We start from the raw sequence: 24,776 nt of genomic DNA on the forward strand, positions 1-24,776 counted from the left end.
TTATCTTATGTGATTTCATAGCTTTACTTTGTTTATCTCTTCCTGGTAAACATATACTTCACTTTATATTTCCTTTGACCTTTTATTATATCTCTTTATCCTTAAAATAACATTAATTAATTCTTAAATTAGCCTTAAATAAAAAAACATCAATGAAAACACTATATGCCCTCATTGATGCTAATACTTATTTTAAAATCCATAATCTAACTAAGGTTACTGCCATTATAGCCGCAGTTATATCAGCCAATATAGCTGCCCATAAGGTATGCCTTATCTTTTTTATTCCCACCGCCCCATAGTAAACTGTCAATGTATAAAATATAGTTTCTGTAGATCCCATTATTACAGAAGCTATTAATCCAATATAGCTATCTACCCCAAATTGCTTTAGAGTTTCCGTAAAAACACCCATAGCTCCACTACCTGACAGTGGTTTTATAAGCAATAAGGGTACTATTTCCTTTGGTATACCTAATAAAGATACTATGGGTCTTAGGCTATTTGTAAGAAAATCCAGTGCTTTAGAATCCCTAAAAACTCTTACTGCTACGAGCATGGCTAATAAATAGGGAAATATTCTTAAGCATATAGAAAGTCCATCCTTTGCCCCCTCAATAAAGCATTCATATACTTTAACCTTTTTAGCCATACCATAAATAACTATAGTAAGTATTATCAATGGTATTATCGCTTTTATAAGATATTGAACTAATTCTCTCATAAATACTCCTTAATCAAAAATATTTTTGTAAAATTTTACAGGCAATTATACCTACAAAAGCTGCTGTAGCTGTAGATATTATGGCTGGAATTATGATTATTCCAGGATTTTGAGAGTTCAAGGCCGCTCTGATAGATAGCACCGTGGTAGGTACAAATTGAATACAGGCAGCATTCATAACAAGAAAAAGCGCCATGTCATTACTAGCCTTATCCTTTTCTCTATTTATTCTCTGCATTTCCTCCATGGCCTTTATTCCAAATGGGGTTGCCGCATTGGATAGCCCCATCATATTAGCAGTTAAATTCATCACTACCGCCCCCATAACCTTCTCATCCTTAGCTCCCTCCTTAAACAATATTTTTAAAATAGGCCTTAAGGCTAAAGCTATTTTCTCAGTTAAGCCACTTCTTTCAGCAATTTTCATAATTCCACACCAAAGGCACATTAACCCTGCAAGCCCTAAAACTAATTGCACAGTATCTCCCGCTGAAGCTACAATACCTTTAGAAATAATATCACCTTGTCCATTTACTAATCCTAAAATAATTCCTATGAATATCATGGCAAACCATATGTAATTTATCATAAATAACCTCCAGGCAGTATATAATCTATACATATATATGAAAAAAACTGTGTTTTTATCCTTTTCTTATTGAAATTGTTTATTATGAGTGTTAACATTTATTTTGGAGATACGTTACGTTTAGGGGGATTTAGGATGACCATACGTGATATTATGAAATATATAGAAAGCGAATATGGTATTATTAATCAAACTCCCTGCGAAGTTTGCGGTGGAGAATATTTTGCAGAGGACTTGGAAATAGTACTTATAGATGAAATTCCTTTTGATGTTTGTGAATGTACTTGTTCAAATTGTGGACATGAACGTTCTTTTATGTTTACAGCTCCTTTTATAGAGCTTAAAAACCATAAAAATATATTAAGAAAACTAAATTAGGCATCGTAAAAAATAACTAGTCAAAGATGCGAAGGAGATTTTATAATGGATGACAACAAAATAAAGCTGGCTCAAAAAGATATTGATGATGCACTTTCTACTGTAGAAGCTATGGAAAAATGTATTAACGAATCAACTTTGACAAATGAAGAAATTAAGAAAAAATTCATGACCTTATCAGAAAAAGTTCAACAGATAGAAGATATTCTAAAAACTGAGGGAATTATATAAGGTACAATAACAATCTTAGATTTTGCAGCTTATATAATAAGAAGTATAAAAGACCTATTTAGTTATTAATCTAACTAAATAGGTCTTTCTATTTATATAATCGTCCATGATAATCTTATTAAATATTCTTTATTTTTTTTCTGGGAATACCTTAATTAAAACTTTTATTGATGCAAATATCAATAGAAGAACTATAAAAATCCCTGCCATTCCAAAGCCCATAAGCTCAAAGCCCTGAAAAAAGGTTGGAAGATTTCTGCTTAAATTTTCAAATAGATTCATGTGAACACATCCTCTCCATAAGTGATTTACTTTAGGCATCTCCAAAAAAATAACTAGTCAGTCTACTCGTCTATTTTGCGTAATACTGCGTCCACAGAACCCACTAATAGCCCCACTATTAATGGAACCCGTGTCCTTGTCTTACGCAAAATATAATTCGCATCTTTAACTAGTTATTTTTTTACGATGCCTTAACAACATTGATAGATACAAGTGCTATGCAAAGAATGCAAGAAGAAGTCCACCAGCTATAACTGAAGCTATTTGACCAGCTACGTTAGCTCCTACAGCATACATCAAAACGAAGTTTTGCGGATCCTCCTTTTGAGCCATCTTTTGTATTACCCTTGCAGACATTGGGAAAGCTGATATACCTGCCGCTCCTATCATTGGATTAATCTTTTCCTTCCTGAAAAGGTTAATGAACTTAGCAAACAGTACACCACCAATGGTATCGAAGATGAAGGCTACTAGTCCAAAAGCTATAATTAAAAGAGTTTTAAATTGTATGAACTCCTCTGCTGTCATCTTTGTAGCAATGGTTATTCCTAGTAGAATAGTAACTATATTAACTAGCTCATTTTGAGCTGCATTAGATAATCTATCAAGAACTCCACACTCTCTTAAAAGATTTCCAAACATAAGGAAGCCTATAAGAGGAAGAGAGACTGGGGCTATTAGCCCTGCTACTATAGTAATTATTATTGGGAAAAGTATTTTAGTAGTTTTTGATACATTTTCTGCTTTATATTTCATTCTTATCATACGCTCTTTTTTAGTAGTAACAAGCTTTATAGCAAAAGGCTGTATTATCGGCACCAGTGCCATATAGGAATAGGCCGCTATAGTTACAGGCCCCAAGAGGTGGTAAGCCAGCTGACTTGTTACAAATATGGAGGTAGGACCGTCTGCGGCACCTATTATACCTATGGAAGCAGCCTCTCTGATATCAAATCCTCCAAATAAACCTGCCACACATATAGTAAAGAATATACCAAACTGCGCTGCAGCACCGAACAAGAGCATGAATGGATTTTGAAGCAATGGTCCGAAGTCTATCATGGCTCCTATACCTATAAATATTAGCAGCGGAAATAACTCTGTGGTTATACCACCTAAAAATAAAAAATCTAGTATCCCCTCAACCTTAGTATTTCCTATAATTTGAGTCAGTACACCGGTACTAGGGAAGTTAACTAAAATCGCACCAAAGCCCATGGGTAATAACAACGCAGGTTCGTATTCCTTTTTTATAGCAAGGTAAATAAGAACACCACCTACTACCCACATAATAATTTGTTTATAAGAAATAGACATAATTCCTTGGATTAATATTTCCATGTATTTTCCTCCTGTACTTTTATTAAATTTATCCTATCTGAACAAGAACCTCTCCAGGATTTACAGTTTGTCCCTTTGTTACTCCTACAGAAAGAACCTTTCCATCTATAGGTGATACTATTTCATTCTCCATTTTCATAGCTTCTAATACCACTAGAACTTGATCTTTTTTAACTTGATCTCCTACTTTCACAAGGACGCCTACTATATTTCCTGGCATTGGAGCTTCTACGGTTTCTCCGCCAGAGGCTTGAGCTACTGGTGCCTGGGCAGTTGCAGTTTGCGGCGCTTTATTAACAGCAGGAGCGCTATTGCTTCCTTTAGCAGTGGCAGCGGCTTCTCCAGTCACTTCCTCCATTTCTACTTCATAGACCTTACCATTTAGCTTTATCACATATTTTTTCATCTTTATTAACACCTTCCTATACTGATTGTTTCATTTAAATGCATTTATAATCTAATGTTTCTATTGTATCCTTGTAATTTTTGAAATATGGAAGTGAGAATTAGGCTTATCCTTTCCTGCCATAATAGAGGCAGCCAAGGCTATTATTATTCTATCTTCTTCATCTATTTCGTATTTAGCATTTTGTACTATAGGCTCTTCTATTGTATTTTCTGATTGCTGTTCTTTTCCAAAAAGTCTCTTAAAAAAATCTGATATTGCCAATAATTTCACCACCTTATTTCTACATGGTTACAGTAATATAATGTACTGTTTCCTCGGTTTCCTTTGTGCTACCACCAGTTTGAGGCTTTAGTCTATCCTCAAAGAATTTCTTTGCCACTTGAGGAAATACTATATAAGAAAGCACATCTTCTAATGAGGTGGCAAGTTCTCCAATCTCAGCCTTGTTTTTTTCAATCTCAGGTTCTAGCAAGTCTGCTGGTCTTACAGTGATAACCTCTTGATCACCAATTATTTTTTTCTTTACTTCTTCATTAATTGGTGCTGGCGAACTTCCATAAAGTCCTCTTACATATTCCTTTATCTCTTTAGGTACCATTTTATATCTTTCACCAGCTAATATATTAAATACCGCTTGGGTTCCCACCATCTGACTTAAGGGGGTAACTAATGGAGGAAATCCTAAGTCTTCTCTAACTCTAGGTATTTCCCTAAGCACTGCTTCATACTTATCTTCAGCTCTTTGTGTTTTTAACTGGGATAAAAGATTTGAAAGCATTCCTCCTGGCACTTGATAGGTTATAGTCTTAGGTTCTACATCCATAACTTTAGGGTTTAATATGCCATTTTCTCTGTATTTATCTTTTATAGGTTTAAAATAATCGGCAATTTCCCCTAATAACTCTGTGTTTAGCCTTGGATTACGTTCACCTTCCATTAGGGTAAGAACCATGGATTCTGTAGATGGCTGTGAAGTTCCCTCTGCAAAAGGTGAAATAGCCGTGTCAATTATATCCACTCCCGCCTCGGCTGCTTTTAAATAGGTCATGGATGCAATTCCGCTGGTACTATGAGTATGTAAATCCAAAGGAATACTCACTGTTTCCTTTAATCTTTTTATAAGCTCATAAGCTGAATTTGGAGTTAATATACCAGCCATGTCCTTTATACAGATTGAGTCTGCCCCTAGATCTTCCATGTATTTTGATAATTTTACATAGTAATCTATAGTATGAACCTTGCTTGTAGTGTAGCTTATAGCGCATTGACAGTGGGCTCCGGCAGCTTTTATTGCTCTAATTGAGGTTTCTAAATTTCTAGTATCGTTTAGAGCATCGAAAACTCTTATTATATCTATTCCGTTTTCTACAGACTTTTTAATGAAAGCTTCTACTACATCATCTGCATAATGCTTATATCCTAAAAGATTTTGTCCCCTTAATAGCATCTGCAATTTAGTATTTTTAACAACCTTACGAATTTCCCTCAATCTTTCCCAAGGATCTTCATTTAAAAAACGAAGACATGCATCAAAGGTAGCGCCTCCCCAAACCTCCAAAGCGTGATATCCAACTCTGTCCATCTTTTCTAATATAGGCAATATCTCTTCTGTTTTTAATCTGGTAGCAATAAGAGACTGATGACCATCTCTAAGCGCTGTTTCTGTTATTTTTATTGGATTCACTGTTATATTCCTCCTCGTGTTTCTCATTAGGTGCATAAGCATTGATCCTTATGCACCCTTAAAGTAATTCTATTTTACTTTTCTTACTACATCTATGATGCTTCCATCTCTATACTCTACAATGGCAACTACTTGGTCCTCATATTCTATTTCCTCTGCATGACCTACGATACTTATTGCCTTTTCCTTTAATTCTTCAATAGTATATACTGGTATGCTTAGCTCCTTAAATCTTTCAATTAAATCCGTTCTTTTCGGATTCACAGAAACTCCTACATCCGTAACCAAAACATCTATACTTTCGCCAGGTGTGATAACAGTATTCACTGAATCAACTACACAAGGTATTCTTCCTCTTATAAGTGGAGAAACAATAACTGTTAGCTTTGCACAAGCTGCTGTATCACAATGCCCACCTGAGGCTCCTCTTAAAACCCCATCTGAACCTGTCATAACATTTACATTAAAATTTGTATCTATCTCTAGTGCCGATAATACAACCACATCTAGTTTATTTGCTATACACCCTTTGTTATGAGGATTAGCATAGAAGGAAGCATCTATTTCATGGTGCATTGGATTTTTGCCGATAGACTCCACCGCACTTAAATCAAAGCCCTGTACATCAAAAATATGCTTTATTAAACCCTCTTCATGCATCTCAACCATAGGCTTAGTTATTCCACCTAAGGCAAAACTTGCTTTTATTCCTTGCTTTATCATTTCATTTCTTATAAATCTGCTTACTGCTAGTGAAGATCCACCTGTTCCTGTTTGAAAGGAAAATCCATCTTTAAAATATCCTGACTCTATTATTACCTTGCTTGCATATTCTGCAATCAATAGCTCCTTTGGATTCTTAGTGTATCTTGTAGCTCCAGAAGCTATTCCAGCAGGATCCCCTATTTTATCTATCTTTACCACATAGTCCACATAGGTTTGTGGTATGCTTGCAGGCATATTAGGAAAATCTACTAAACAGTCTGTGATTACAATAACCTTATTAGCATACTGAGCATCAACTCTGGCATAGCCTAGAGAACCACAATTAGCAATACCTCTTGTGCCGCTAGCATTACCATATTCATCACAGGAAGGTGCACCGAGAAAAGCTACATCTACCTTTATATCTCCAGCCTCTACCGCTCTAGCTCTTCCCCCATGAGATCTTATAATTACTGGTTCTTTCATTAATCCATTGGATATTTCCTCTGCTAAGGCTCCTCTTAAGCCGCTAGTTGTGATTTTGGTAATTACACCATTTTTAATATGTTCAATCAGTGGTTTATGAACACTGCCTAAAGAGCTAGAAGCTAAAGTCAGATCCTTGATACCTAGCTTTGCAATAACATCCAATACCATATTTAGAATATAGTCACCTTCTCTGAAATGATGGTGAAAGGAGATTGTCATCCCATCCTCTAAGCCACTTTTTAAAACAGCTTCTTCAATATTACGTAATAGCTTTTTATCTCCTGGCTTAACTGCTTTAATGGTTGGAGTAGTTTTTAAAATTTCTTCCTCCATTGAAAAAGGGCCTTCATAAAGCCTTCTTCCTTTTATGATTTCATCTGGAATCTCTCTGCCTATACTATTTTTCATCTTACTTTTCCTCCTTGTATAAGCCTACAGCACTTGCTAATTGCAATACTCTATCCGCTCTATCTACAATAGGTTTATCAATCATCTTGCCATTTAAGGATATTACTCCTAAACCTTTTTCTTCTGCTTCTTTTGCTGCTCTTATAATACTTATAGATTTCTTTATTTCCTCAGCAGTAGGCGCATAAATCTCATGTACTGGATTGATTTGTCTAGGGTTAATAACAGACTTTCCATCAAAACCAAGCTGTTTAATGAGCTCTACTTCTCTTCTAAAGCCTTCCTCGTTATCCACATCAGAATATACTGTATCTAGTGCGTAAATACCAGCAGCTCTTGCAGCTATAACAATTTGAGTTCTAGCTCCTAGTAGCTCCAAGCCATCTGAATATCTCTTAGTTTTAAGGTTAGTTACATAATCCTCTGCTCCTAAAGCTATTCCTATAAGTCTTGAACTTGATGTAGCAATTTCATAGGCATTTATTACTCCAATAGGGCTCTCTACAGCTGCCATCATTTTAGTGCTTCCTACTTCACGTCCTATTTTTCTTTCCACTTCTTCAATCACTGCTTCTACAGCTAATATATCTTCTTTTCTTTCAGTTTTAGGTAATCTGATTACATGAACCCCAGCTCTAACCATGGCCTCAATATCATCCTTACCAAAAGGAGTATCTAATCCATTTATTCTTACAACTAATTCCTTATCACCATAATCTATAGTCTTTATAGCGTTATAAACTAAAAACCTAGCGGAATCCTTTTCAGTTACGGCCACAGCATCCTCCAAGTCAAACATTAAGGAATCTGCCCCGTAAATGTAAGCATCCTTAATCATACCTGGATTACTTCCTGGAACAAACATCATAGTCCTTCTTAAACGTTCCATTAGTCAATTACCTCCCAAACATAATTCTCCTTAATTCCAGCTGCCCTATAGGCCGCACATTGAACTCTAGCCTTTATGGTGCAATCCAATGCTCCCTTATCCGCAGCAATTACTCTCACATTATCTACACCTAAATCTTCTAAGGTTTCTTTAATAACTCTTCTTATTTGCTTACCAAATTGCTTTTCTACACTGCTCTTTAATTCAATTTCTATTCCCGCTTCTTCTTTTGGTTCAATTATTATTTGAATATCGCTAGATTCTAAAGTTCCAGCTATGGAGTTATTTATTATTTTCATTTTCTTCACCTCCGGTTAATGTGTCCCCTAATATTTTCTAGGCCTCTTTAAATATTTCTTATTTTACCTTAATTATAAGGGTGACTATAGTGATACCCAAGTTTTTTCAGTGTTTTTTTGTGTACTTTTGGTGTTCTTTTTTGTATATATAAACTTCAATAAAGCTTCTTAAATATGAAAAAAAGGAATAACACACTCAGGTTATTCCTAATCTCTATTTTATGATTCCTTCTGCCATTCCTAGAAAGATAGTAACAGCCAAAAGGTCCGCAGACCCGCCTGGGCTTATATTTCTTGCTATAAAATCAGAATTCATTATATTCAGTTTTTCCTTTGCATCAACTTGTTTCATTCCACCAGCCTTTAAAAAATCCTTTGAAATCGCTTTAACATATTCTAAGCTCTCCACTCCACCTCGAATGATTACATTAGTATCTTCACTATAGGCCATAAGATGCATCAAAATTTCTAAAAACAAATCGTTTAAGGAGCTTACCTTTTCTACCTGCCATTGCCTTAATAATCCTACTGCGCTTTTTCTTACAGTATAGAATCCACTCTCTACCTCTCCTCGTATCCCCTTAAATCCATATTGCTTATAAAGCCTTTCTCCATGAGTCAATACTTCTTTATCATTAATGTTTCTAAAATCTTTTATTGACAAATCCTCAGATATCTTTTTTACTTCTTCACAAATTTCTTCTGAAGAAAAATAATTAAAACCATGTTTTCTATATAAACTTCCTACTACTGCTGAGAGAATACCTAAGGAGAAAATTATTCCCTTATGAGTATTTATCCCATCAGTAGCCTTGAACATCTCCTTTTCGCATTCAATGCCAGGCTTCCTTATGATATTTAAAAGTTCTCTCTTATCCTCATCTTCAAAAGAAAATCCTTCTAAAGCGCACTGATACATTCCTCTATATAATGAAGAACTGCTAGCCATGAATGTAAAAAAATCCATGTCCTTATGCGCACCAGAATTTTCCCGGTCAACTAACCCTGGTTTAGGTGTAGTGCTTACCTCATATAATATAGCTCGCTGAGCCATAGAAGCAATGTAGTGAGCAATTTCTTCTTTTGCCTTCAAGCTTTTTCCCCCTAATCTTTTATTTCTGACATAACAATCTCCAGAGAATAATCCAGATGTCTTTTAATTATGTCATCGATATCCTCTTTGTTTTTTTCTTTTATTGCTTTTAAAATCTCTCTATGCTCTCTTAAAGCCTTTTCTCTTCTCTCATTTTCCGCTATGGAAATATTTCTAAATCTTTGAAGATACTCATTAAGCTTGCTAATCATGCTGGCAAGCCTCCTCATTCTACTAGCTTCATATATTTTTGAATTAAATACTCCGAATAACTTAACTACCTCCTCCACATTACCTTCTTTATTCTTCTTTTCAGTTAAATCAAGCAGCTCCTCTATTTCTCTTATCTCTTGTTCCGTTATATTCTCCATAGCACTAGTAGTGGCTAGTACTTCTAGATTATGTCTTATCTTATAGATTTCAATCACATCTTCTATAGAAATTCTTTTTACTACTACTCCAGTCCTAGGTAAATATTCTACTAATTCCTCAAGCTCTAACCTTCTCAATGCTTCTCTAACAGGGGTTCTGCTAATATTCAATCTTTCTGCATATTCCTTTTCAACTATTCTTTCCCCTACAGGAATTACCCCACTTATTATGGTTTTCCTTAAGCTTTCGTATACTACATCCCTTATGGGTTTACTTTGGTTAAAATTAGTGTTCTTAACAAGTTCATCCATATAATCTATCATAAAAAAACTCCTTTTCCTTACTGAAGGGTTAATTTTATATTCTTATTTAGATTTTAACCAAAAATATATAAAAAATCGACTTATTTTAAAACATAGAATAAAAAAGTCCCCAAAGGAACTTTTTTATTCTAGTAATACAATTATAGAAAAAGGTGATATAAAGTTTTATAGTGGCATAACCCCTGTAAGAGCTGCAGCTAATACAAAGATTATAAAGGTTCCAATAGACCATTTAGCCGCATGTTTTTGCCATTCTCCCATATCTACTTCTGTTATTTGTAATAGAAGGTATATGAAGGCAACAAGTGGACTTAATAAGTGGAATGCTTGTCCCATTGTAGATGCTATACCAATTTGTAGTGGAGTAAAGCCATAAGCAGCTCCAGTTTCAGCAAGTACAGGAAGCACTCCAAAATAAAATGCATCATTAGATAAGAAGAAAGTACCTGGTATACTAATAATAGCTGTAACTAATGTCCAGTGAGAACCAAAGGATTTTGGCACTATAGAAGCTAAGTTTAGTGCAATAGCTTCCGCCATCTTTGTTTCAGTTAATATCCCCATAAATACTCCCGCCGCAAGCACCATTACTACGACCTGTATAGCATTTCCAGCATGATTTTCTATAAGTTGTCTTTGTGTTTTTAATTTAGGATAATTTATTATAAGAGCTAAGGCTGTACCTACCTCAAATATTATTGCTGCTGGAAGCTTGCCTAGGATTAATGTAACCATAACTAATATAGTTAAAGCAAAGTTAATCCAAATAAGCTTAGGTCTTTTAAGTGCTAATTCTTCTGGATCTAAAGTAGCAGACATTTCATTTAAAACTTCATTATCAATATTTATTATTCCTAATCTCTTACGTTCTTTTAGTCCAAGATAATATGCTACACCTATAACATAAATTATAGAAATTATCATACCTGGAACTAGGGGACGTAAAATATCTCCACCCTCAATTTTTAAGGCTGACATTATACGAGCAGTTGGACCTCCCCAAGGTAAAAGATTCATTATAGAATTTTGCATTATTATTATTGTAGCTAAATAAAGTGGTTTAATTTTTAATTTCTTGTATACAGGTAATAAAGCTGAACAAACAATCATAGTTGTAGTTGAACCATCGCCGTCTACAGATACCACCGCTGCCAATATTGCTGTTCCAATCAGAACCTTTAGAGGATCCCCTTTTACAAACTTTATGATTGCTTTTGAAAGTGGGTCAAATAACCCAACATTAATCATAATGCCAAAGTAAAGGATTGCAAAAAGCAACATAACTGCCGTTGGTGCTACTCCCTTAACACCTGTAAGTGCAAATTTACCAATGTTTGATCCAAAACCGCCGATAAGCGCAAACACTATGGGTACTATGATAAGAGATGTAAAGGCTGTCATACGTTTTGTCATAATTAATAACATAAAAGTAATTACAATTCCATAGCCTAAAATAGCTAACATAATATATACCTCCGATTTCTTAGAAAACGTTTTTAATATTTTTAAGAAAGCCAGCTTACTTATTATGATTATATTAAAATAGACTATGGTATTCAACAAATTTTTAACGATTTATTAAAAAAATATATTTATTTTTGATAATCTTAAAATAGGTTTAATATATTCTTAAAATAATCTTAAAAATAATCAATTTGTTAATGAATTAGTGTTCTCTATATCATATTTTTTATTATCTCAGAAAGTTTGCCTATCTCTATAGGTTTAGAAACATAGGCATCTATAAATTCTAGATTATTTACATCCTTTTGACTCTCATCCACATAACCAGTTATGAGAATGACTTTTATATCCTCTCTTATAGTCTTTATCTGCTTGGCTAGTTCTCCTCCTTTGATATCCGGCATTATATAGTCTGTTATAACTAAGTCAAAACTTTTTTGCTCTGAATAAAGCAGCTTTAGGGCCCTTAAGGCGCTAGTCTCAATACACACTTCCCAGCCCATAGGCTCTAGGCCCTTCTTCAGCATCTTTACTATTTTCTCATTATCGTCCACTATTAATATTCTTTTTTTATTTTTTAATATTTTTCCTTTATTATCTTTACTATTTACACTAAAATCCTCCTCTTCAATTAAGGGAAGATATACCTTAAAACAGCTTCCTACTCCTATTTCACTTTCAACAGTAATTACTCCCTCATATTTATCGATGACACTTTGTACTACAAAGAGTCCTAAGCCCGTACCTTCTCCTATGGTTTTTGTGGTGAAAAAAGGATCAAAGATTCTTGACTTTGTTTCTTCATCCATGCCACAGCCTGTATCCTTTATACTTAGCTCTACATATTTTCTCTCTTTCAATAGTTTTTCATTGATTTCATTAGCCTTTAATCCATCAATAGCATTTAAGGTTACATCAATAACCCCTTCTTTTCCTTTTATTGCCTGATAAGCATTGGTGCACAGGTTGAATATAATTTGATGAATTTGAGTAAAATTAGCTCTTATATATCCACAATTTTCTTTAATATTTTCCTTGATTATTACTTTTTTTGGCAATATAACTTTTAATAGCTTTATAGTTTGCTTTAGTACATCGTTGATATTTATTGACTCTATTTTAACCATTCCATTATCTTTTCTGCTAAAAACTAATACCTGTTCAACTAAATCCTTTCCTTTTTTGGAAGCATTAAATATTTCCTCTACATCCTCATAATACTCGCTATTTTTAGGCATACTGGTCATAAGCAGTTCTGAATATCCAAGGATGGGAGTTAACAGATTATTGATATCATGAGCGATACCTCCAGCCAAGGTACCAATCATTTTCAATTTATGAGAATGATATAGCTCTGCTTCTTTTTTCCTAAGCTTTTCCGAAGCCTCATTTAGCATTTTTAAATATTTCGTTTCCTCCTCAAGCTTTTCCCTATTCTTCTTCATTTTAATCAGCTGCAATGCAAACATAAATATTATTAGTGTAATTAATGCCGCTATCCCCATAACTATGCCTAAGAATCTATTTATAGGTGCTTGAATTTCATCATAGGACATGGTTAAAGCTATAACCCAAAAATAATTTCCTAGTTTAACAGGGGTATAAGCACTTAATTTCCTCGCTTTTTTAAGCACATTATCTCCCCACCAGTACGAGTAGTAAATTGCAGTGCCTTCCTTGCCTGTAAGCTGATTTTTAATTAAGTCCTCAAGCTCCTCAAAGTCTAGATCTGGATGCATTTGCTTCCTGGTTTCTATAACATTTATCCCTATCTGTTCCTTTACAGGATGCATTAGTATAATACCGTACTGATCCTTTACCATAGTATAGCCCTTTTCCCCGACTTGGATAGGAGCGATTAATCTGTCGTAAATAGTATTAAGATTTATAACTACAGATATTACACCACTAATAGCCTCTCCCTGAAAAACTGGTTCATATATGTTTAATTTAAAGCTGCTTTTGCTCTTATCAAAATATTCTTTGCCCACAAAAGACTTTTTTGTAGCAACCACCATATTAATCTCTGATTGTATCCTATCATCAATATTAGTCTTATCTTTAGGATACTGTACTATCATATTGGCATTTTTATCATAAAGAAATACACCCTCAATAACCTGTGATTTTGATTCATAATAGGCTTTTAGCTTATCATTGATGATATCATTATTATGTGGAATTTCTTTACTAAAATCTTTGTCCAAGGTAATAACCTTTATACTCTCTGTGATGTCATTGATAAACAACTCTATACTTCTAGACATGGATTTAGAAATACTGAGCATTTCCTTCTGCTGCTGTACTACCACTCTGTTCCTATATTCATCGTAGGTGATATATATAAGAATACTTAAAATAGCTATAAAAGTTATAAATATAATTACTCTAGCTATTACTTTTTTAGAAAGGAATTTTTCCTTTAATTTATTTATAATAGAACTTGTCAAATATGCTCCACCTTTCTCAAAATGAACTATAGTCTAATTATAATATAGCTATATTTGCGACGAAAGTTTTTATTATGGTATTGCAACCATAATGTTCTAGCATGACACAATGGGTATAATTACATAATTGTATGTAAAAAATTTCATTGCTTTTTATAACTCACATTTATATAATCAATACTATATTCTTGAATATTATAAAATTTTAATGTGAGGGAACTATGAATGAAATAAAAATTCTCATTGTAGAAGATGAAGAATCTATAAGAAAATTGATTCATAAAATACTAGCAAAGGAAGGTATGATGGTGTATCAAGCCCAAAATGGAAAAGAGGCTCTTGATATGATTAATAAATATACCTTTGATTTAATTATATTGGATATCTTGATGGATGACATGTCTGGCTATGACATAGCACAGCATATACGTAGCGAAGATTTAATGCTCCCAATTATATTCCTCAGCGGCAAAAGAGAAGAGGAAGACATAGTAAAAGGCTTTGACATTGGGGCAGACAGCTATATAACAAAGCCCTTTAGCCCCTCCATACTTTGCGCACAGGTAAAATCTCAAATCAAAAGGCGAAGAGGAGCTTCACCTGAAAATCTAGATCCTAGCATTATAAAGCATGGCCCTTTTAAATTTAATTTAAAAACCTATAAATTTTATAAGAACGATATAGAAATCAAACTATCCTCCAAAGAAACAAAAATAATAAAATTCTTTATGCAGCATCCAAACCATGTATTCTCTAAGGAGGAACTCTATCAGAATGTATGGCATAACATTTCCTCCGATGATAATAGCATTATGGTTTATATAAAATATCTTAGAAATAAAATTGAAGATGTTCCTAATGAACCGAAATATATAAAAACCGTTTGGGGCATTGGTTACGAATTTTCAGTATAAATAAATTACAAGTCAGTATAGCCTTCAACTTTATACTAATAATGAGATATACTTTATTATTATGGGGAAGAAGGCTATAATGCATACATATCTTGCTAGCTGAAGTATAGCAACCTTCGGCCCATCTCCTCCAAGATCTTTTGCTATTAGAGCCATATCGGATACCCCTCCTGGCGCACTGGCCAGTAGAGAAGTTATAAGTTCTAAATCACTTACCTTGCTAATAAAAATTCCAATGCATAAGTTCACTAGGATAATTCCTATAAGCAATATCAAAGCAGGAACAACAATTCCTTTTAGGGCCATCAGATCAGCAAAGGTCATCTTTTCGCCTATAAGAGCTCCTGCAAATACCTGAGTCATCCTTCTTATATTAAGAGGCATGTACCCTCTACCTGTAAATATATTTAATATACCTATGGCTACCATAGAAAAGGTCATTGTACCTGCTGGAATCTTTAACTTATACCCTATTAAGCCAGCAATGGTAGCTATAATAGTAGTAATGCCTAAGTTTATTAAAGCTTCTTTTCCTACGTATTTCTTTTTATCCTTTTCTAAACACTTCTTATCTAATTCTACTTCTGAGATATTTATTGATTTACTCTGCTTTTTAGCGACTTTCTTCTCTATCCTTGAAGATAAAAATTTCATTATGGACGGCAGTAAAGCAAAGACACTCATCAATCTTACCATCTGCAATATAGCTACCTTTGAAGAGTCTGCTCCTAAATCACTGCTTATTATTGACATATCCACAATACCTCCAGGAGCACAGGCAAAAAGGGAAGTCACTAAATCAATATCTGTAGTCTTGTACATTATATATCCCATGATTAAATCTAATACTATCATAGAAGAAACCATGAGAATTGCTGGCTTAACCATGGATTTTAGTCCTGCGACATCTTTATAGCTTACACCTGCTCCAATAAAAGCTCCTGCGGCTATTTGAGTTATTATTCTAACATTTTGAGGAATCAGTGCCTCTCCTGTTACTACATTAAATAAAGCTACTGCCAACATTGACCCTACCATGGCTCCAGCTGGAACTTTAAGTCGTAAAGCTATTAAGGCTCCTATTCCCCCTATCGCTAAGGTTATTAATAAATTTATCATAACTATTACCTTTCTTCTATAAAGCATTGAATTTTGCTCCTTATTATTGTATCATCTAAAATAAAATATATCTAATACTATAATGTTTATAAAATATATAGGTTAAAACCTATAATTACAAAGGAGATTTTCTTATGGATTTTCGTCAATTGCAATATATGCTTAAGGTGGCAGAAGAAAAAAGTTTTTCTAAAGCGGCTCAGAAGCTTTATATAGCGCAGCCCTCCCTAAGTCAATATATTCAAAAACTTGAACAGCAACTAGGTGTTCAATTATTTGATAGAAGTACCGTCCCTCTTAAGCTTACCTTTGCAGGAGAATTATATGTGCGGACCGCTAAACAGATATTGGACTTAAAGGATCAGCTTTTACAACAGATGACAGATGTGGCTAGTTTAAAGAAAGGACGTCTTATTATAGGCCTTTCGCCTTTTAGGAGCACCTATGTAATGCCAAAGGTTCTGCCAAAATTTCGAGAAAAATTTCCTGGTATTGAAGTAATTTTCGTGGAAGGTACCTCCTCTGAACTAGAGGATTTAGCTATAAAAGGCAGTACAGATATAACTATAATGACTCTCCCCATAAAAGACGATGTTTTTAATTATGAATCTATTGCTAAAGAAGAAATTTTAGTAGCCTTGCCTGCTGGCCAAGCTCTATGCAAAAATTCAATTAAAAGTGATTCTTCTAAAAGTCGTCCAACTATTAATTTAAAACAGCTTGAGCATGAACCCTTTGTACTATTAAAAAGCCATCAAAAGCTCCACCAGATAGCCATCTCCCTATGTAACCAATGTGGCTTTAAGCCTAATATAATATTAGAAAGTGAAAGTATTGAAGCTGCTCACGCTTTAGCTACCTCCGGCATGGGTGTTACCTTTGTACCAGATACCTTATTATCCTTGTATGACGGTTATGATAAGCCCTTTTATTTTTCTATACAAGATTTAAAACCTACAAGAGCTATGGTAGTAGCCTATAGAAAAGACAGATACCTTTCTGGGGCAGCCAAAGAATTTATAAGCACCATGAAAAGCGTATATTAATTAAAAATAACTTGAAACTAGCAAAAACACTAAGTGCTTCATGCCTTTAGTGTTTTTTTATTTTACTTTAATATACCTATTTAATTCTCCAAAATATCTAAAATTCTATTTACTGTACCCTCAACAGTTAAGAAAGTGCTATCAATGGTTGGATTTGATGGCCCTTCATATAGGTATCTAGTATCAAGAATTCTCTTAATCCTTTCTTCATCTCTTCCATCCTGTTTCATTCTTTTTATATTCTCTTCTTCACTACAAGTTATAGTTATTGGAACTAGCTCAAATTTTAGATCGCTAAGATTTTTAAGGACTTTATGGAATATCTTTTTCCTTGGGCCGTGGAATCCCCAATTGAATATTACATAATCTATCATGCTGCACTCAAAATAATTTCTTATCAAAAAGGTTATGTTTTTCTCCACCATTAACTCTATCTCAGCACTAAATATAAAAGGATTTGTATTTCGACACCACTCACTTTCAAGCCAGGCAGAATTTAATAATTTATGATGTAATACCTTACAAATAGTTGATTTTCCAACGCCATTAGGTCCATGAATAAAAATTAATTTTTTCATTTTGCACCCCCTATAAGGAAATAAATATCTTTTACAAACATTTCATAGCCTGTACATTCTAAAATATACTCCATATTATTCTCCTCCCCATTTATCCTAGCTCAATCAAATATACCCTTAAATAAAGCTATGCTATTTATATTTTTTATTTTAATGTTCTGCTCAAATTTAATTTTCTTCTCCATTCAGGTGCATCACCATTATCTCCCCAGTACTCTGTAAGGCTTTTTATTTTACCATTAGTAATCTCAAAAAATGATACTGCATAAAATGAGGTATCCTGATCCTTTAATGATACCGTTGCTACAGTAATAACCTTATTATCTACTTCTTCTATACGTTCAACCTTAATGAGCCAATCTCCTGGATACTCACTATTAGCACGAATGTAATTATTTATATCATCAAAAAGTTCCTTTGTATTGGGCCAAGCAACAGTAGCTGAATCCTCAAAAAAGTATTTAAGCTTTTCCCATTCTTGCTTATCTACGGTTTCCCAAAAATGCATTATTAAATCTATACTTTTCATATTTACCCTCCTGTATTTAGAATCCATAATTATCCTTAACAACAAATAGCTTGATTCTATTAGGATTTGATTGTCCCTCTATTATAGAGAGGCTGTTACAAACTCTTTCTTTTGATACACAATCTACACATCTATTAAGTGTCACGCAAGGAGGATTATATCCAGCTCTTTTTGCATTTAATGGCGATGCAATGTTTTTTACTCTCTTTATTGCTTCATCTAAAGAATCTACAACCTTATTTATACCGACCACAATTATTACATTATCCGGTCCAAAGGAAATTGCAGCAACTCTATTTCCGCTATGATCCACATTAACGATTCGTCCATCCATTGATATAGCATTAGATCCTGTAATATACCAATCAGTAATAAGGGCTTTCTTTTTTAAGCTTTTGCACTCTTCTTTATTTTTGCCTAATTCCTTGTCATACACTATATTTCCTCTTTCTAATAGCACCTCACTAATATTCATCTCTTGAAGGGTTGAAGAATGTCCAATACCTATGGTGCAGTCAGCTGGTATAATCCTTAATATTTCTGCTTTGGCATCTTTAAGGGTATCGAAATAACTTACTTCAATATTCCTTAGCTTAAAATTTTTAATTAAGGTTTCTAATTTTTCTTTATCCATAGCGCTTCTCCTATTTTTAATTAAATATCATCATAATATTAGAGGAGCATTGAGTAGAAAATTAATTAATTGCCCTGGATTATAGCATCTATTATCATTCCATCCTTCTTTACATCCCAACGCTGATAATTATCTTCTATTTTTGAATGCTCCGTATAGATAAATTTTCTGCCTTCATAACTATATATCTCCTCTTTACAAGTAAATCTTATATATACTGATCTTACGTAATCCCCTGAAGGTGGAGAATAGATTATATTTTTTATTACTTCGTTCTCCACTATAAAATTATAATTTTTATTATATATATCGTCCAATATTACTTTCTGAGGCATGTTCTTTAATTTATAATTAAAAAATAACACAGCATTTTGAGTATATACTTCCAAACTAGAAATATTCTTATCATAAACCTCAATAGTTTTTACGTATTCTAAAACACTTTCATCTTTTATAACTTTTTTACTTCCACCAGGCTTTAGCCACTGTGCAAAGCAATAAACTACTATAATAGAAATCAAACCTATTATAAATACAATGGCTATTTTTCTCATTTCATCACCACTTCCATTTATATCCTATATGAACATTATAGTGTTTTTATTCATGTATTACAATTAAATATATTCTTAAGTATCTGAAGCAAAAGTGGAACATACACGTGTTGTAAGGTGATTATAAATATCTTTTCTAAATAAAAAAGCCTATACCCTATTCTCTGACGAAAATAAGCTATAAGCCTTAATATTATAATATATACTTTTTACGCGTTATTTAAACCTTCTCTAAAGCTTTCCTCATGTGAGAGATGTAATAATCTCACTTCTTTATAAAATAATATAGCTGTTATTATTGAGGATAATCCATCTGCTATAGGACCTGATAGCCAAACTCCTGTTAGTCCAAGAATATTTGGCAGTATCAATAATAATGGAATTAGCAGAATTACTTGTCTTAATAGGCTCAATAACATGGATATTTTAGCTTTACCGATGGATTGGAAGTAGTTAGCGCTTATTATTTGGAAGCCTATCACTGGAAGCATGGCTAGGTATATTCTAATTCCTACTCTTCCTATGCTTAATAGCTCTTCATCATTATTGAATAATCCTATTACAGCGTCAGGGAAGAATTGAACTACTAAAAACCCTACTACCACTATGGAAGTGGCTGCCATAACTGCGTATTTTACAGTATCTACTACTCTTTTATATTGCTTTGCTCCATAGTTAAAACCAATTATCGGTTGACAACCTTGGTTAATACCAAATATAGGCATTAAGAATATCATAGCAATACTGCTAATGGCTGTCATAGCTCCTATAGCTAGATCTCCCCCGTGAGTTCTTAATGCAGTATTAGAAATAACTTGAACTACACTGGCAGCAAGCTGCATGCTGAAAGGCGATACACCTATAGCAAATATGCTAAGCACTAGTTTCTTATTCAGTTTCATATTAGCTACTTTTAATTTTAGAACACTGTTTTTGCTTGTAAAGTATTTTAAAACCCATATTGCTGTAGCCACTTGTGACAACACCGTAGCTATAGCCGCACCTTTTACTCCAAGATTAAAGGTAAAGATAAATATAGGGTCAAGGACTGTATTCATTATAGCTCCTATCAGCATTGAATACATTGCTATTTTAGGGTTTCCCTCCGCCCTTATAGAGTGATTTAAGCCAAAGCTCATCATATTAAAAATAGTTCCAAAAAATATTATGTTAATATATTCTTTTGCATACTGTACTGTATTTTCACTGGCTCCAAAAAGATCTAATATGCTATTACCAAAAATAATTCCAAATACTGTTATAGTAACACTTAAAATAAGTAATAAAGTAAATGCATTACCTAATATATTTTCTGCTTCATCTCTCTTCTTTTGTCCAAGTCTTATAGAAATAGAGGCTGAAGTACCTATACCTACCAACATACCAAAGGCCATTATTATGGTCATAATTGGCATGGTTATTCCTACTCCAGTTATTGCATATTGTCCTACATCTTTTATATGCCCTATATACATTCTATCTACTATATTATATAGGGCGTTTACCATCATTCCCACTATAGCGGGTACCGAAAACTTTAATAGTAGCTTAGGTATACTTTCTGTTCCTAAACTCTTTTGTCTGTCCTGTTGCATAAATTATCTCCCTTCATATAAAAATTATTTCTATTATTCACCATTCTATTTAAAAGCTTTATAACCATCTCCTTCTCTTCATCGGTAAAATCAGAAGATATGATATCATTCCAGCTTTTTAGCACCTCATAAAACTCTTCCTTTATGGCTAAGGCTTTGTCCGTAACATAGATTCTGTAGGCTCTTTTATCTTTATCATCTACTTTTCTAGTAACATATCCTTCTTCCTCTAGCTTCTTAATAGCTCTAGCGGTAGTACCCTTGTCGATATTTAGATTATGACTCATATCCTCTTGATTGACACCATCATGAGCATATAGATAACCTAAAAACATGATTTGCCCACTGCCTATATTATAAGGTGATAACTTTTTACTATAATAACAGCTGCCCATCCTGTATAACATAGATATATATTTTCCAATGGATTCACATTTTACTGTCATAGTCTATCTCCTCACAAAATTTTATTGCTTTAAAAAATAATAGTTGCAAGCACAACTATTATTATACATAAAATTAGTTGTGCTTGCAACTATATATTTTTGGTACTTTAAAATATTAGATTCCTATAGAAAACAGATATAATCCTAAAATTATTATAGCTATGCCTAAAACTATTCTTAATATATTTCCTATCTTTATAGTCTTAGGAGAGCTGCTTAAGTGCTCTACTATTCCTACAGAGCTTCCTGCTACAATAAGCAATAGGCAATGACCTATAGAATAAAGCAAAAGCATCAATATTCCTATAAGTATATTAGCTTTTCCTGCCACAAAGGTTAATATGGCTGCTAATACTGGTGTAGCACAGGGTGAGGATAATGCTCCCCCTAATATACCTAGAAAAAATGCTCCTAGTAAGCCCTTTCTTTGATTAGGTAATTTGCAGCTGTTATTACTCTTACCTATATTTATTACCCCTAATAGCTGTAATCCACTTAGGAGCATAATTATAGATAACATTATATACCACCATTTACCCGCCCCGCTAAAAAACTTTCCTAATATAGCTGAAAAAGCTCCTATAGCGGTAAAGGTCACTATTACTCCTAAAGAGAATACTAGGGAAATCTTAAAAGCTGATTTTTTATCCTTTACCCCATTTCCTTCCACATATCCTACAATTAGTGGGACAGAGGACAACACACAAGGGCTAAAGGATGAAGCTAATCCAGCTATGAGTGACATTACAAGAGCTAGCCATATATTATTTGATATAAGCTCAGCAAAATTATTCAATATACCGCTCATGTTATTTTACCCCCATAGAAGAAACTATTTTATCAATTTGACTCATGTCTAGTAACCCTTCATACCTTCCTTTTACTTGCCTATTCTCATCAAAAAACATTATTGTAGGCATTAATCTAATATTATATTTTAATGCTAGCTTATAGTTTTTTTCCTCTTCAATATTAACTTTTATAACCTGAACCTTTCCTTCATACTTAGCCTTTGCTTCTTTTAAAACGGACTCCATCCGTAAGCAAGCTGGTCATGTAGGTGATCCTAACTCTAGAATCACAGGTAAAGCCTTACCTTCCTTTGGCGGATTAGGATCAAAGGTTTCCCATTGCAGCTCTTTACTTGCCTCTACCTTATCCTTCTTTCCATATACATTTTTTCCATAATATATGCCTGCTAAGGATAACACGATCAGGGCAAGAACGGCTACTTTAATCCACTTTTTCATGAAACACCCTCCTTCTCTTTCAAAATACCCCTGCATGGTATAAGTATATTCTAGTTTAAATAATAAAATGTGTCAAATAATAAAAATACTTTTTCTCAATTGCTTTTATCAATAGCATTTATTGATAAATATAATCAAAATTTAGCTTGTATCCATTTTCCTTAAGCCATCGCTTTTTTAATTTATAATCTGGCATATATCTTTCAACCAAACTCCAAAACCTAGATGAATGATTTTTCTCAAGTATATGACATAGCTCATGCAAAATCACATATTCAATTACTTCTTTCGGAGCTATAGCAAGTCTTAGATTATAGCTTAAATTATTTCTATAAGAACAGCTTCCCCAAATAGATTTCATGATTTTTAATTTTATATCCCCATAGGTTACTCCCATGATAGCAGAGTATTTATCAGTTATATCTTTAAATATGCTATAAGCTTGATATTCATACCATTCCAAAACAGCATTTCTAATAATTTTATCCTTTAAATATGTAGATTTTATGTTATTGGTAAAAATATTAAAATTATTCTGCTCTAAGGATACATTTATTAAGTCTTTATCATGTTCCTTAATTTTTATAGGATAATTATTACCTAAATAAGTTATTTCTTCACCCTCTTTATATTGCCTTTTTAATTCTTTGTCTTTAACCTCCTTTAGGCTCTTCCAATGCTTGAATATCCATGTCTTTTTCTCTTCTACAACCTTCGCCGCCATTTTTTCACTGCAATTATAAGGTATCATTACTACTATTCCTGATGCTTTAGATATTTTTATGCCTATAGTCTTTCTTTTACTTCTTTTTACTTCATATTTAATTTCTTCTCCCATATAAAGAAAACTCTTCATTTTGTCCCCCTATTAAAAAGAGACCCATAAAAGGTCTCTAATTTTTCTTTTTTATTTACTTTTTGCAAGAGTCTCTCTCTATAAGATTATATGGTAATACATATTGCTTATGATCTACTTCTTTATTATTTACAAGCTTTATAAGCATTCTCATAGCTACTGAACCCATATCATACATAGGCTGAGACACAGTAGTTAGCTTAGGATAGAAGATTGAAGCAGCATAGATATCGTTAAAACCAACTACATCCACATCCTCTGGTACTCTTATACCCTTATCTCTTAAAGCATTTATAGCTCCCATAGCAATTTCATCTGACGCACAGAATAATGAGTCTATGCTTTCCTCTTTTTCTAAAATCTTATTTATTCCTTCATAGCCTGTTTGAGCCTTTAATTCTCCAAAGAAGGTTAAATTCTCATTTACCTCTAGGTCGCTATCCTTTAGGGCTTCTTCATAGCCTAGGTATCTTTTAGCCCAAGCTGTTACCACATCTCTATAAGCTCCTATGTAGGCTACCTTTTTATTTCCCTTTTCTGTCAAGTATCTTACTGCATCATAAGCCGCAGCCCTGTTGTCTATAGTTACGCTAGGGAATATGTCTTCTGGGTCTTTGGTTTCAACTAATACTGTAGTAAGTTCTAACTGCTTAATAAGGTTAAGAATTTCAGGTTCAAGAGAACTACTCATATATAGAACTCCATCCACCATTTTTTCCTTAAGCACTCTTAAATACTCTTTTTCCTTTTCTAAGTCTGAATCTGAGTTACAAAGCATTATATTATAGTCGTATATATTAGCTACGTCCTCTGTACCTCTAACTATTTCCGGATAAAACTGACTTGATATGTCTGGAATAAGTATTCCTATAGTTTTTGTTCTTTGAGTTTTTAAGCTTCTTGCTACTATATTAGGTCTGTATCCCAGCTTTTTTATAGCATCTAATACCTTTTTCTTTGTTTCTTCATTTACTACGTCTACGTCATTTAAAACTCTTGAAACAGTAGCAATAGATACTCCTGCTTCCTTTGCAACATCTTTAATTGAAGCTGCCATATTATCAACTCCCATATCTCTCTTATTCACTTTTTATTATTATACTTATAAAATGGCTATAATGCAAT

The 24,776-nt window shown here is 33.4% G+C and carries 30 protein-coding genes; 4 read left to right on the forward strand and 26 right to left on the reverse strand.

Annotation, left to right across the window (positions count from 1 at the left end; all coding sequences use genetic code 11):
* Positions 1 to 187 precede the first annotated feature (187 nt).
* Both BN2665_RS01340 and BN2665_RS01345 read right to left on the reverse strand, forming a co-directional pair.
* Positions 188 to 724 carry a spore maturation protein gene (locus BN2665_RS01340; RefSeq protein WP_055665318.1) on the reverse strand — a complete coding sequence of 179 codons (537 nt, stop codon included), beginning with the start codon at positions 722 to 724 and terminating at the stop codon, positions 188 to 190.
* A gap of 13 nt (positions 725 to 737) precedes the next feature.
* Entirely contained in the window at positions 738 to 1,313 is a 576-nt protein-coding gene (locus BN2665_RS01345) for a nucleoside recognition domain-containing protein (RefSeq protein ID WP_055665319.1), read from the reverse strand.
* Between the two features lie 135 nt (positions 1,314 to 1,448).
* Between BN2665_RS01345 and BN2665_RS01350 the strand changes: the two genes are divergently transcribed.
* Both BN2665_RS01350 and BN2665_RS01355 read left to right on the forward strand, forming a co-directional pair.
* A complete protein-coding gene (locus BN2665_RS01350) occupies positions 1,449 to 1,691 on the forward strand; it encodes a hypothetical protein (RefSeq protein WP_055665320.1) in 243 nt (80 codons plus the stop codon).
* Positions 1,692 to 1,736: 45 nt separating this feature from the next.
* Positions 1,737 to 1,922, forward strand: a complete 186-nt coding sequence (locus BN2665_RS01355; RefSeq protein ID WP_055665321.1) for a hypothetical protein — start codon at positions 1,737 to 1,739, stop codon at positions 1,920 to 1,922.
* Between the two features lie 129 nt (positions 1,923 to 2,051).
* Here BN2665_RS01355 and BN2665_RS27255 read toward each other — a convergent pair whose 3' ends face one another.
* From BN2665_RS27255 to BN2665_RS01410, 12 genes are all read right to left on the reverse strand, one after another.
* The gene (locus tag BN2665_RS27255) at positions 2,052 to 2,204 is read right to left on the reverse strand and encodes an OadG-related small transporter subunit (protein ID WP_195892642.1); all 153 of its coding nucleotides are present in this window, start codon (positions 2,202 to 2,204) and stop codon (positions 2,052 to 2,054) included.
* A gap of 216 nt (positions 2,205 to 2,420) precedes the next feature.
* On the reverse strand, positions 2,421 to 3,545 hold the full coding sequence (locus BN2665_RS01360) for a sodium ion-translocating decarboxylase subunit beta (protein WP_055665322.1): 1,125 nt from the start codon (positions 3,543 to 3,545) through the stop codon (positions 2,421 to 2,423).
* A gap of 28 nt (positions 3,546 to 3,573) precedes the next feature.
* Positions 3,574 to 3,951, reverse strand: a complete 378-nt coding sequence (locus tag BN2665_RS01365; protein WP_055665323.1) for a biotin/lipoyl-containing protein — start codon at positions 3,949 to 3,951, stop codon at positions 3,574 to 3,576.
* A 60-nt stretch (positions 3,952 to 4,011) separates the two neighbouring features.
* Positions 4,012 to 4,215 carry a hypothetical protein gene (locus BN2665_RS01370; RefSeq protein ID WP_055665324.1) on the reverse strand — a complete coding sequence of 68 codons (204 nt, stop codon included), beginning with the start codon at positions 4,213 to 4,215 and terminating at the stop codon, positions 4,012 to 4,014.
* Between the two features lie 19 nt (positions 4,216 to 4,234).
* Positions 4,235 to 5,638 carry an oxaloacetate decarboxylase subunit alpha gene (locus BN2665_RS01375; RefSeq protein ID WP_154674837.1) on the reverse strand — a complete coding sequence of 468 codons (1,404 nt, stop codon included), beginning with the start codon at positions 5,636 to 5,638 and terminating at the stop codon, positions 4,235 to 4,237.
* A 69-nt stretch (positions 5,639 to 5,707) separates the two neighbouring features.
* Positions 5,708 to 7,240, reverse strand: a complete 1,533-nt coding sequence (gene citF, locus BN2665_RS01380) for a citrate lyase subunit alpha (RefSeq protein WP_055665325.1) — start codon at positions 7,238 to 7,240, stop codon at positions 5,708 to 5,710.
* 1 nt (position 7,241) lies between these two features.
* Positions 7,242 to 8,129 (reverse strand): citrate (pro-3S)-lyase subunit beta, encoded by an 888-nt coding sequence (gene citE, locus BN2665_RS01385; protein ID WP_055665326.1) that lies wholly within the window; start codon positions 8,127 to 8,129, stop codon positions 7,242 to 7,244.
* Complete coding sequence (citD, locus tag BN2665_RS01390; protein ID WP_055665327.1) at positions 8,129 to 8,428, reverse strand: citrate lyase acyl carrier protein; 300 nt, start codon at positions 8,426 to 8,428, stop codon at positions 8,129 to 8,131. Before citD ends, citE begins: the two co-directional genes overlap by 1 nt.
* A 214-nt stretch (positions 8,429 to 8,642) precedes the next feature.
* Positions 8,643 to 9,521, reverse strand: a complete 879-nt coding sequence (gene citG / locus BN2665_RS01395) for a triphosphoribosyl-dephospho-CoA synthase CitG (RefSeq protein WP_055665328.1) — start codon at positions 9,519 to 9,521, stop codon at positions 8,643 to 8,645.
* A gap of 11 nt (positions 9,522 to 9,532) precedes the next feature.
* Positions 9,533 to 10,216 carry a GntR family transcriptional regulator gene (locus BN2665_RS01400; protein ID WP_055665329.1) on the reverse strand — a complete coding sequence of 228 codons (684 nt, stop codon included), beginning with the start codon at positions 10,214 to 10,216 and terminating at the stop codon, positions 9,533 to 9,535.
* A gap of 165 nt (positions 10,217 to 10,381) precedes the next feature.
* Positions 10,382 to 11,680, reverse strand: a complete 1,299-nt coding sequence (locus tag BN2665_RS01405) for a CitMHS family transporter (protein ID WP_082435755.1) — start codon at positions 11,678 to 11,680, stop codon at positions 10,382 to 10,384.
* 212 nt (positions 11,681 to 11,892) lie between these two features.
* Positions 11,893 to 14,130, reverse strand: coding sequence for an ATP-binding protein (locus tag BN2665_RS01410; RefSeq protein ID WP_242865879.1), 2,238 nt, complete (start codon positions 14,128 to 14,130; stop codon positions 11,893 to 11,895).
* A gap of 221 nt (positions 14,131 to 14,351) precedes the next feature.
* Here BN2665_RS01410 and BN2665_RS01415 point away from each other — a divergent pair, with 221 nt between their 5' ends.
* A complete protein-coding gene (locus tag BN2665_RS01415) occupies positions 14,352 to 15,044 on the forward strand; it encodes a response regulator transcription factor (protein WP_055665330.1) in 693 nt (230 codons plus the stop codon).
* A 30-nt stretch (positions 15,045 to 15,074) separates the two neighbouring features.
* Here the strand turns inward: BN2665_RS01415 and BN2665_RS01420 are convergent, their stop codons facing one another.
* Entirely contained in the window at positions 15,075 to 16,190 is a 1,116-nt protein-coding gene (locus BN2665_RS01420) for an AbrB family transcriptional regulator (protein ID WP_242865880.1), read from the reverse strand.
* A gap of 107 nt (positions 16,191 to 16,297) precedes the next feature.
* Between BN2665_RS01420 and BN2665_RS01425 the strand changes: the two genes are divergently transcribed.
* A complete protein-coding gene (locus BN2665_RS01425) occupies positions 16,298 to 17,209 on the forward strand; it encodes a LysR family transcriptional regulator (RefSeq protein WP_055665331.1) in 912 nt (303 codons plus the stop codon).
* A gap of 80 nt (positions 17,210 to 17,289) precedes the next feature.
* Here BN2665_RS01425 and BN2665_RS01430 read toward each other — a convergent pair whose 3' ends face one another.
* The 11 genes from BN2665_RS01430 to BN2665_RS01480 form a co-directional block, all read right to left on the reverse strand.
* Positions 17,290 to 17,787, reverse strand: coding sequence for an AAA family ATPase (locus tag BN2665_RS01430; RefSeq protein WP_055665332.1), 498 nt, complete (start codon positions 17,785 to 17,787; stop codon positions 17,290 to 17,292).
* A 145-nt stretch (positions 17,788 to 17,932) separates the two neighbouring features.
* A complete protein-coding gene (locus BN2665_RS01435; protein ID WP_055665333.1) occupies positions 17,933 to 18,316 on the reverse strand; it encodes a nuclear transport factor 2 family protein in 384 nt (127 codons plus the stop codon).
* A gap of 16 nt (positions 18,317 to 18,332) precedes the next feature.
* Positions 18,333 to 18,950 (reverse strand): lactate utilization protein, encoded by a 618-nt coding sequence (locus BN2665_RS01440; protein WP_055665334.1) that lies wholly within the window; start codon positions 18,948 to 18,950, stop codon positions 18,333 to 18,335.
* Between the two features lie 65 nt (positions 18,951 to 19,015).
* Complete coding sequence (locus BN2665_RS01445) at positions 19,016 to 19,504, reverse strand: hypothetical protein (protein ID WP_055665335.1); 489 nt, start codon at positions 19,502 to 19,504, stop codon at positions 19,016 to 19,018.
* A 209-nt stretch (positions 19,505 to 19,713) separates the two neighbouring features.
* Positions 19,714 to 21,099, reverse strand: a complete 1,386-nt coding sequence (locus BN2665_RS01450; RefSeq protein ID WP_055665336.1) for an MATE family efflux transporter — start codon at positions 21,097 to 21,099, stop codon at positions 19,714 to 19,716.
* Complete coding sequence (locus tag BN2665_RS01455) at positions 21,072 to 21,545, reverse strand: MarR family winged helix-turn-helix transcriptional regulator (protein WP_055665337.1); 474 nt, start codon at positions 21,543 to 21,545, stop codon at positions 21,072 to 21,074. Before BN2665_RS01455 ends, BN2665_RS01450 begins: the two co-directional genes overlap by 28 nt.
* Positions 21,546 to 21,660: 115 nt before the next feature.
* On the reverse strand, positions 21,661 to 22,353 hold the full coding sequence (locus BN2665_RS01460) for a cytochrome c biogenesis CcdA family protein (RefSeq protein ID WP_055665338.1): 693 nt from the start codon (positions 22,351 to 22,353) through the stop codon (positions 21,661 to 21,663).
* A 1-nt stretch (position 22,354) separates the two neighbouring features.
* Complete coding sequence (locus tag BN2665_RS01465; RefSeq protein WP_055665339.1) at positions 22,355 to 22,582, reverse strand: thioredoxin family protein; 228 nt, start codon at positions 22,580 to 22,582, stop codon at positions 22,355 to 22,357.
* A gap of 15 nt (positions 22,583 to 22,597) precedes the next feature.
* Entirely contained in the window at positions 22,598 to 22,795 is a 198-nt protein-coding gene (locus tag BN2665_RS01470) for a hypothetical protein (protein ID WP_055665340.1), read from the reverse strand.
* 118 nt (positions 22,796 to 22,913) lie between these two features.
* On the reverse strand, positions 22,914 to 23,651 hold the full coding sequence (locus BN2665_RS01475) for a M48 family metallopeptidase (protein ID WP_055665341.1): 738 nt from the start codon (positions 23,649 to 23,651) through the stop codon (positions 22,914 to 22,916).
* A gap of 55 nt (positions 23,652 to 23,706) precedes the next feature.
* Positions 23,707 to 24,708: a LacI family DNA-binding transcriptional regulator gene (locus tag BN2665_RS01480; RefSeq protein WP_055665342.1), complete on the reverse strand. Its 1,002-nt coding sequence runs from the start codon at positions 24,706 to 24,708 to the stop codon at positions 23,707 to 23,709.
* Between the last annotated feature and the right edge of the window lie 68 nt (positions 24,709 to 24,776).

The organism is Desnuesiella massiliensis (assembly GCF_001403615.1).
In the GTDB taxonomy this organism is placed as follows: Bacteria; Bacillota; Clostridia; order Clostridiales; family Clostridiaceae; genus Desnuesiella; species Desnuesiella massiliensis.

Coding starts and splice junctions, on each gene's coding strand:
- citD (WP_055665327.1), bottom strand. CDS start 8,428: ATGAAAATAATAAATAACTCCATAGCTGGAACTTTAGAATCTAGCGAT.
- BN2665_RS01345 (WP_055665319.1), bottom strand. CDS start 1,313: ATGATAAATTACATATGGTTTGCCATGATATTCATAGGAATTATTTTA.
- BN2665_RS01420 (WP_242865880.1), bottom strand. CDS start 16,190: ATGCTTTATAGAAGAAAGGTAATAGTTATGATAAATTTATTAATAACC.
- BN2665_RS01430 (WP_055665332.1), bottom strand. CDS start 17,787: ATGAAAAAATTAATTTTTATTCATGGACCTAATGGCGTTGGAAAATCA.
- BN2665_RS01405 (WP_082435755.1), bottom strand. CDS start 11,680: ATGTTAGCTATTTTAGGCTATGGAATTGTAATTACTTTTATGTTATTA.
- BN2665_RS01445 (WP_055665335.1), bottom strand. CDS start 19,504: ATGAGAAAAATAGCCATTGTATTTATAATAGGTTTGATTTCTATTATA.
- BN2665_RS01455 (WP_055665337.1), bottom strand. CDS start 21,545: ATGACAGTAAAATGTGAATCCATTGGAAAATATATATCTATGTTATAC.
- BN2665_RS01415 (WP_055665330.1), top strand. CDS start 14,352: ATGAATGAAATAAAAATTCTCATTGTAGAAGATGAAGAATCTATAAGA.
- citF (WP_055665325.1), bottom strand. CDS start 7,240: ATGAAAAATAGTATAGGCAGAGAGATTCCAGATGAAATCATAAAAGGA.
- BN2665_RS01350 (WP_055665320.1), top strand. CDS start 1,449: ATGACCATACGTGATATTATGAAATATATAGAAAGCGAATATGGTATT.
- BN2665_RS01400 (WP_055665329.1), bottom strand. CDS start 10,216: ATGATAGATTATATGGATGAACTTGTTAAGAACACTAATTTTAACCAA.
- BN2665_RS01340 (WP_055665318.1), bottom strand. CDS start 724: ATGAGAGAATTAGTTCAATATCTTATAAAAGCGATAATACCATTGATA.
- BN2665_RS01355 (WP_055665321.1), top strand. CDS start 1,737: ATGGATGACAACAAAATAAAGCTGGCTCAAAAAGATATTGATGATGCA.
- BN2665_RS01365 (WP_055665323.1), bottom strand. CDS start 3,951: ATGAAAAAATATGTGATAAAGCTAAATGGTAAGGTCTATGAAGTAGAA.
- citE (WP_055665326.1), bottom strand. CDS start 8,129: ATGGAACGTTTAAGAAGGACTATGATGTTTGTTCCAGGAAGTAATCCA.
- BN2665_RS01425 (WP_055665331.1), top strand. CDS start 16,298: ATGGATTTTCGTCAATTGCAATATATGCTTAAGGTGGCAGAAGAAAAA.
- BN2665_RS01465 (WP_055665339.1), bottom strand. CDS start 22,582: ATGGAGTCCGTTTTAAAAGAAGCAAAGGCTAAGTATGAAGGAAAGGTT.
- BN2665_RS27255 (WP_195892642.1), bottom strand. CDS start 2,204: ATGAATCTATTTGAAAATTTAAGCAGAAATCTTCCAACCTTTTTTCAG.
- BN2665_RS01460 (WP_055665338.1), bottom strand. CDS start 22,353: ATGAGCGGTATATTGAATAATTTTGCTGAGCTTATATCAAATAATATA.
- BN2665_RS01435 (WP_055665333.1), bottom strand. CDS start 18,316: ATGAAAAGTATAGATTTAATAATGCATTTTTGGGAAACCGTAGATAAG.
- BN2665_RS01475 (WP_055665341.1), bottom strand. CDS start 23,651: ATGAAGAGTTTTCTTTATATGGGAGAAGAAATTAAATATGAAGTAAAA.
- BN2665_RS01360 (WP_055665322.1), bottom strand. CDS start 3,545: ATGGAAATATTAATCCAAGGAATTATGTCTATTTCTTATAAACAAATT.
- BN2665_RS01480 (WP_055665342.1), bottom strand. CDS start 24,708: ATGGCAGCTTCAATTAAAGATGTTGCAAAGGAAGCAGGAGTATCTATT.
- BN2665_RS01440 (WP_055665334.1), bottom strand. CDS start 18,950: ATGGATAAAGAAAAATTAGAAACCTTAATTAAAAATTTTAAGCTAAGG.
- BN2665_RS01450 (WP_055665336.1), bottom strand. CDS start 21,099: ATGCAACAGGACAGACAAAAGAGTTTAGGAACAGAAAGTATACCTAAG.
- BN2665_RS01470 (WP_055665340.1), bottom strand. CDS start 22,795: ATGAAAAAGTGGATTAAAGTAGCCGTTCTTGCCCTGATCGTGTTATCC.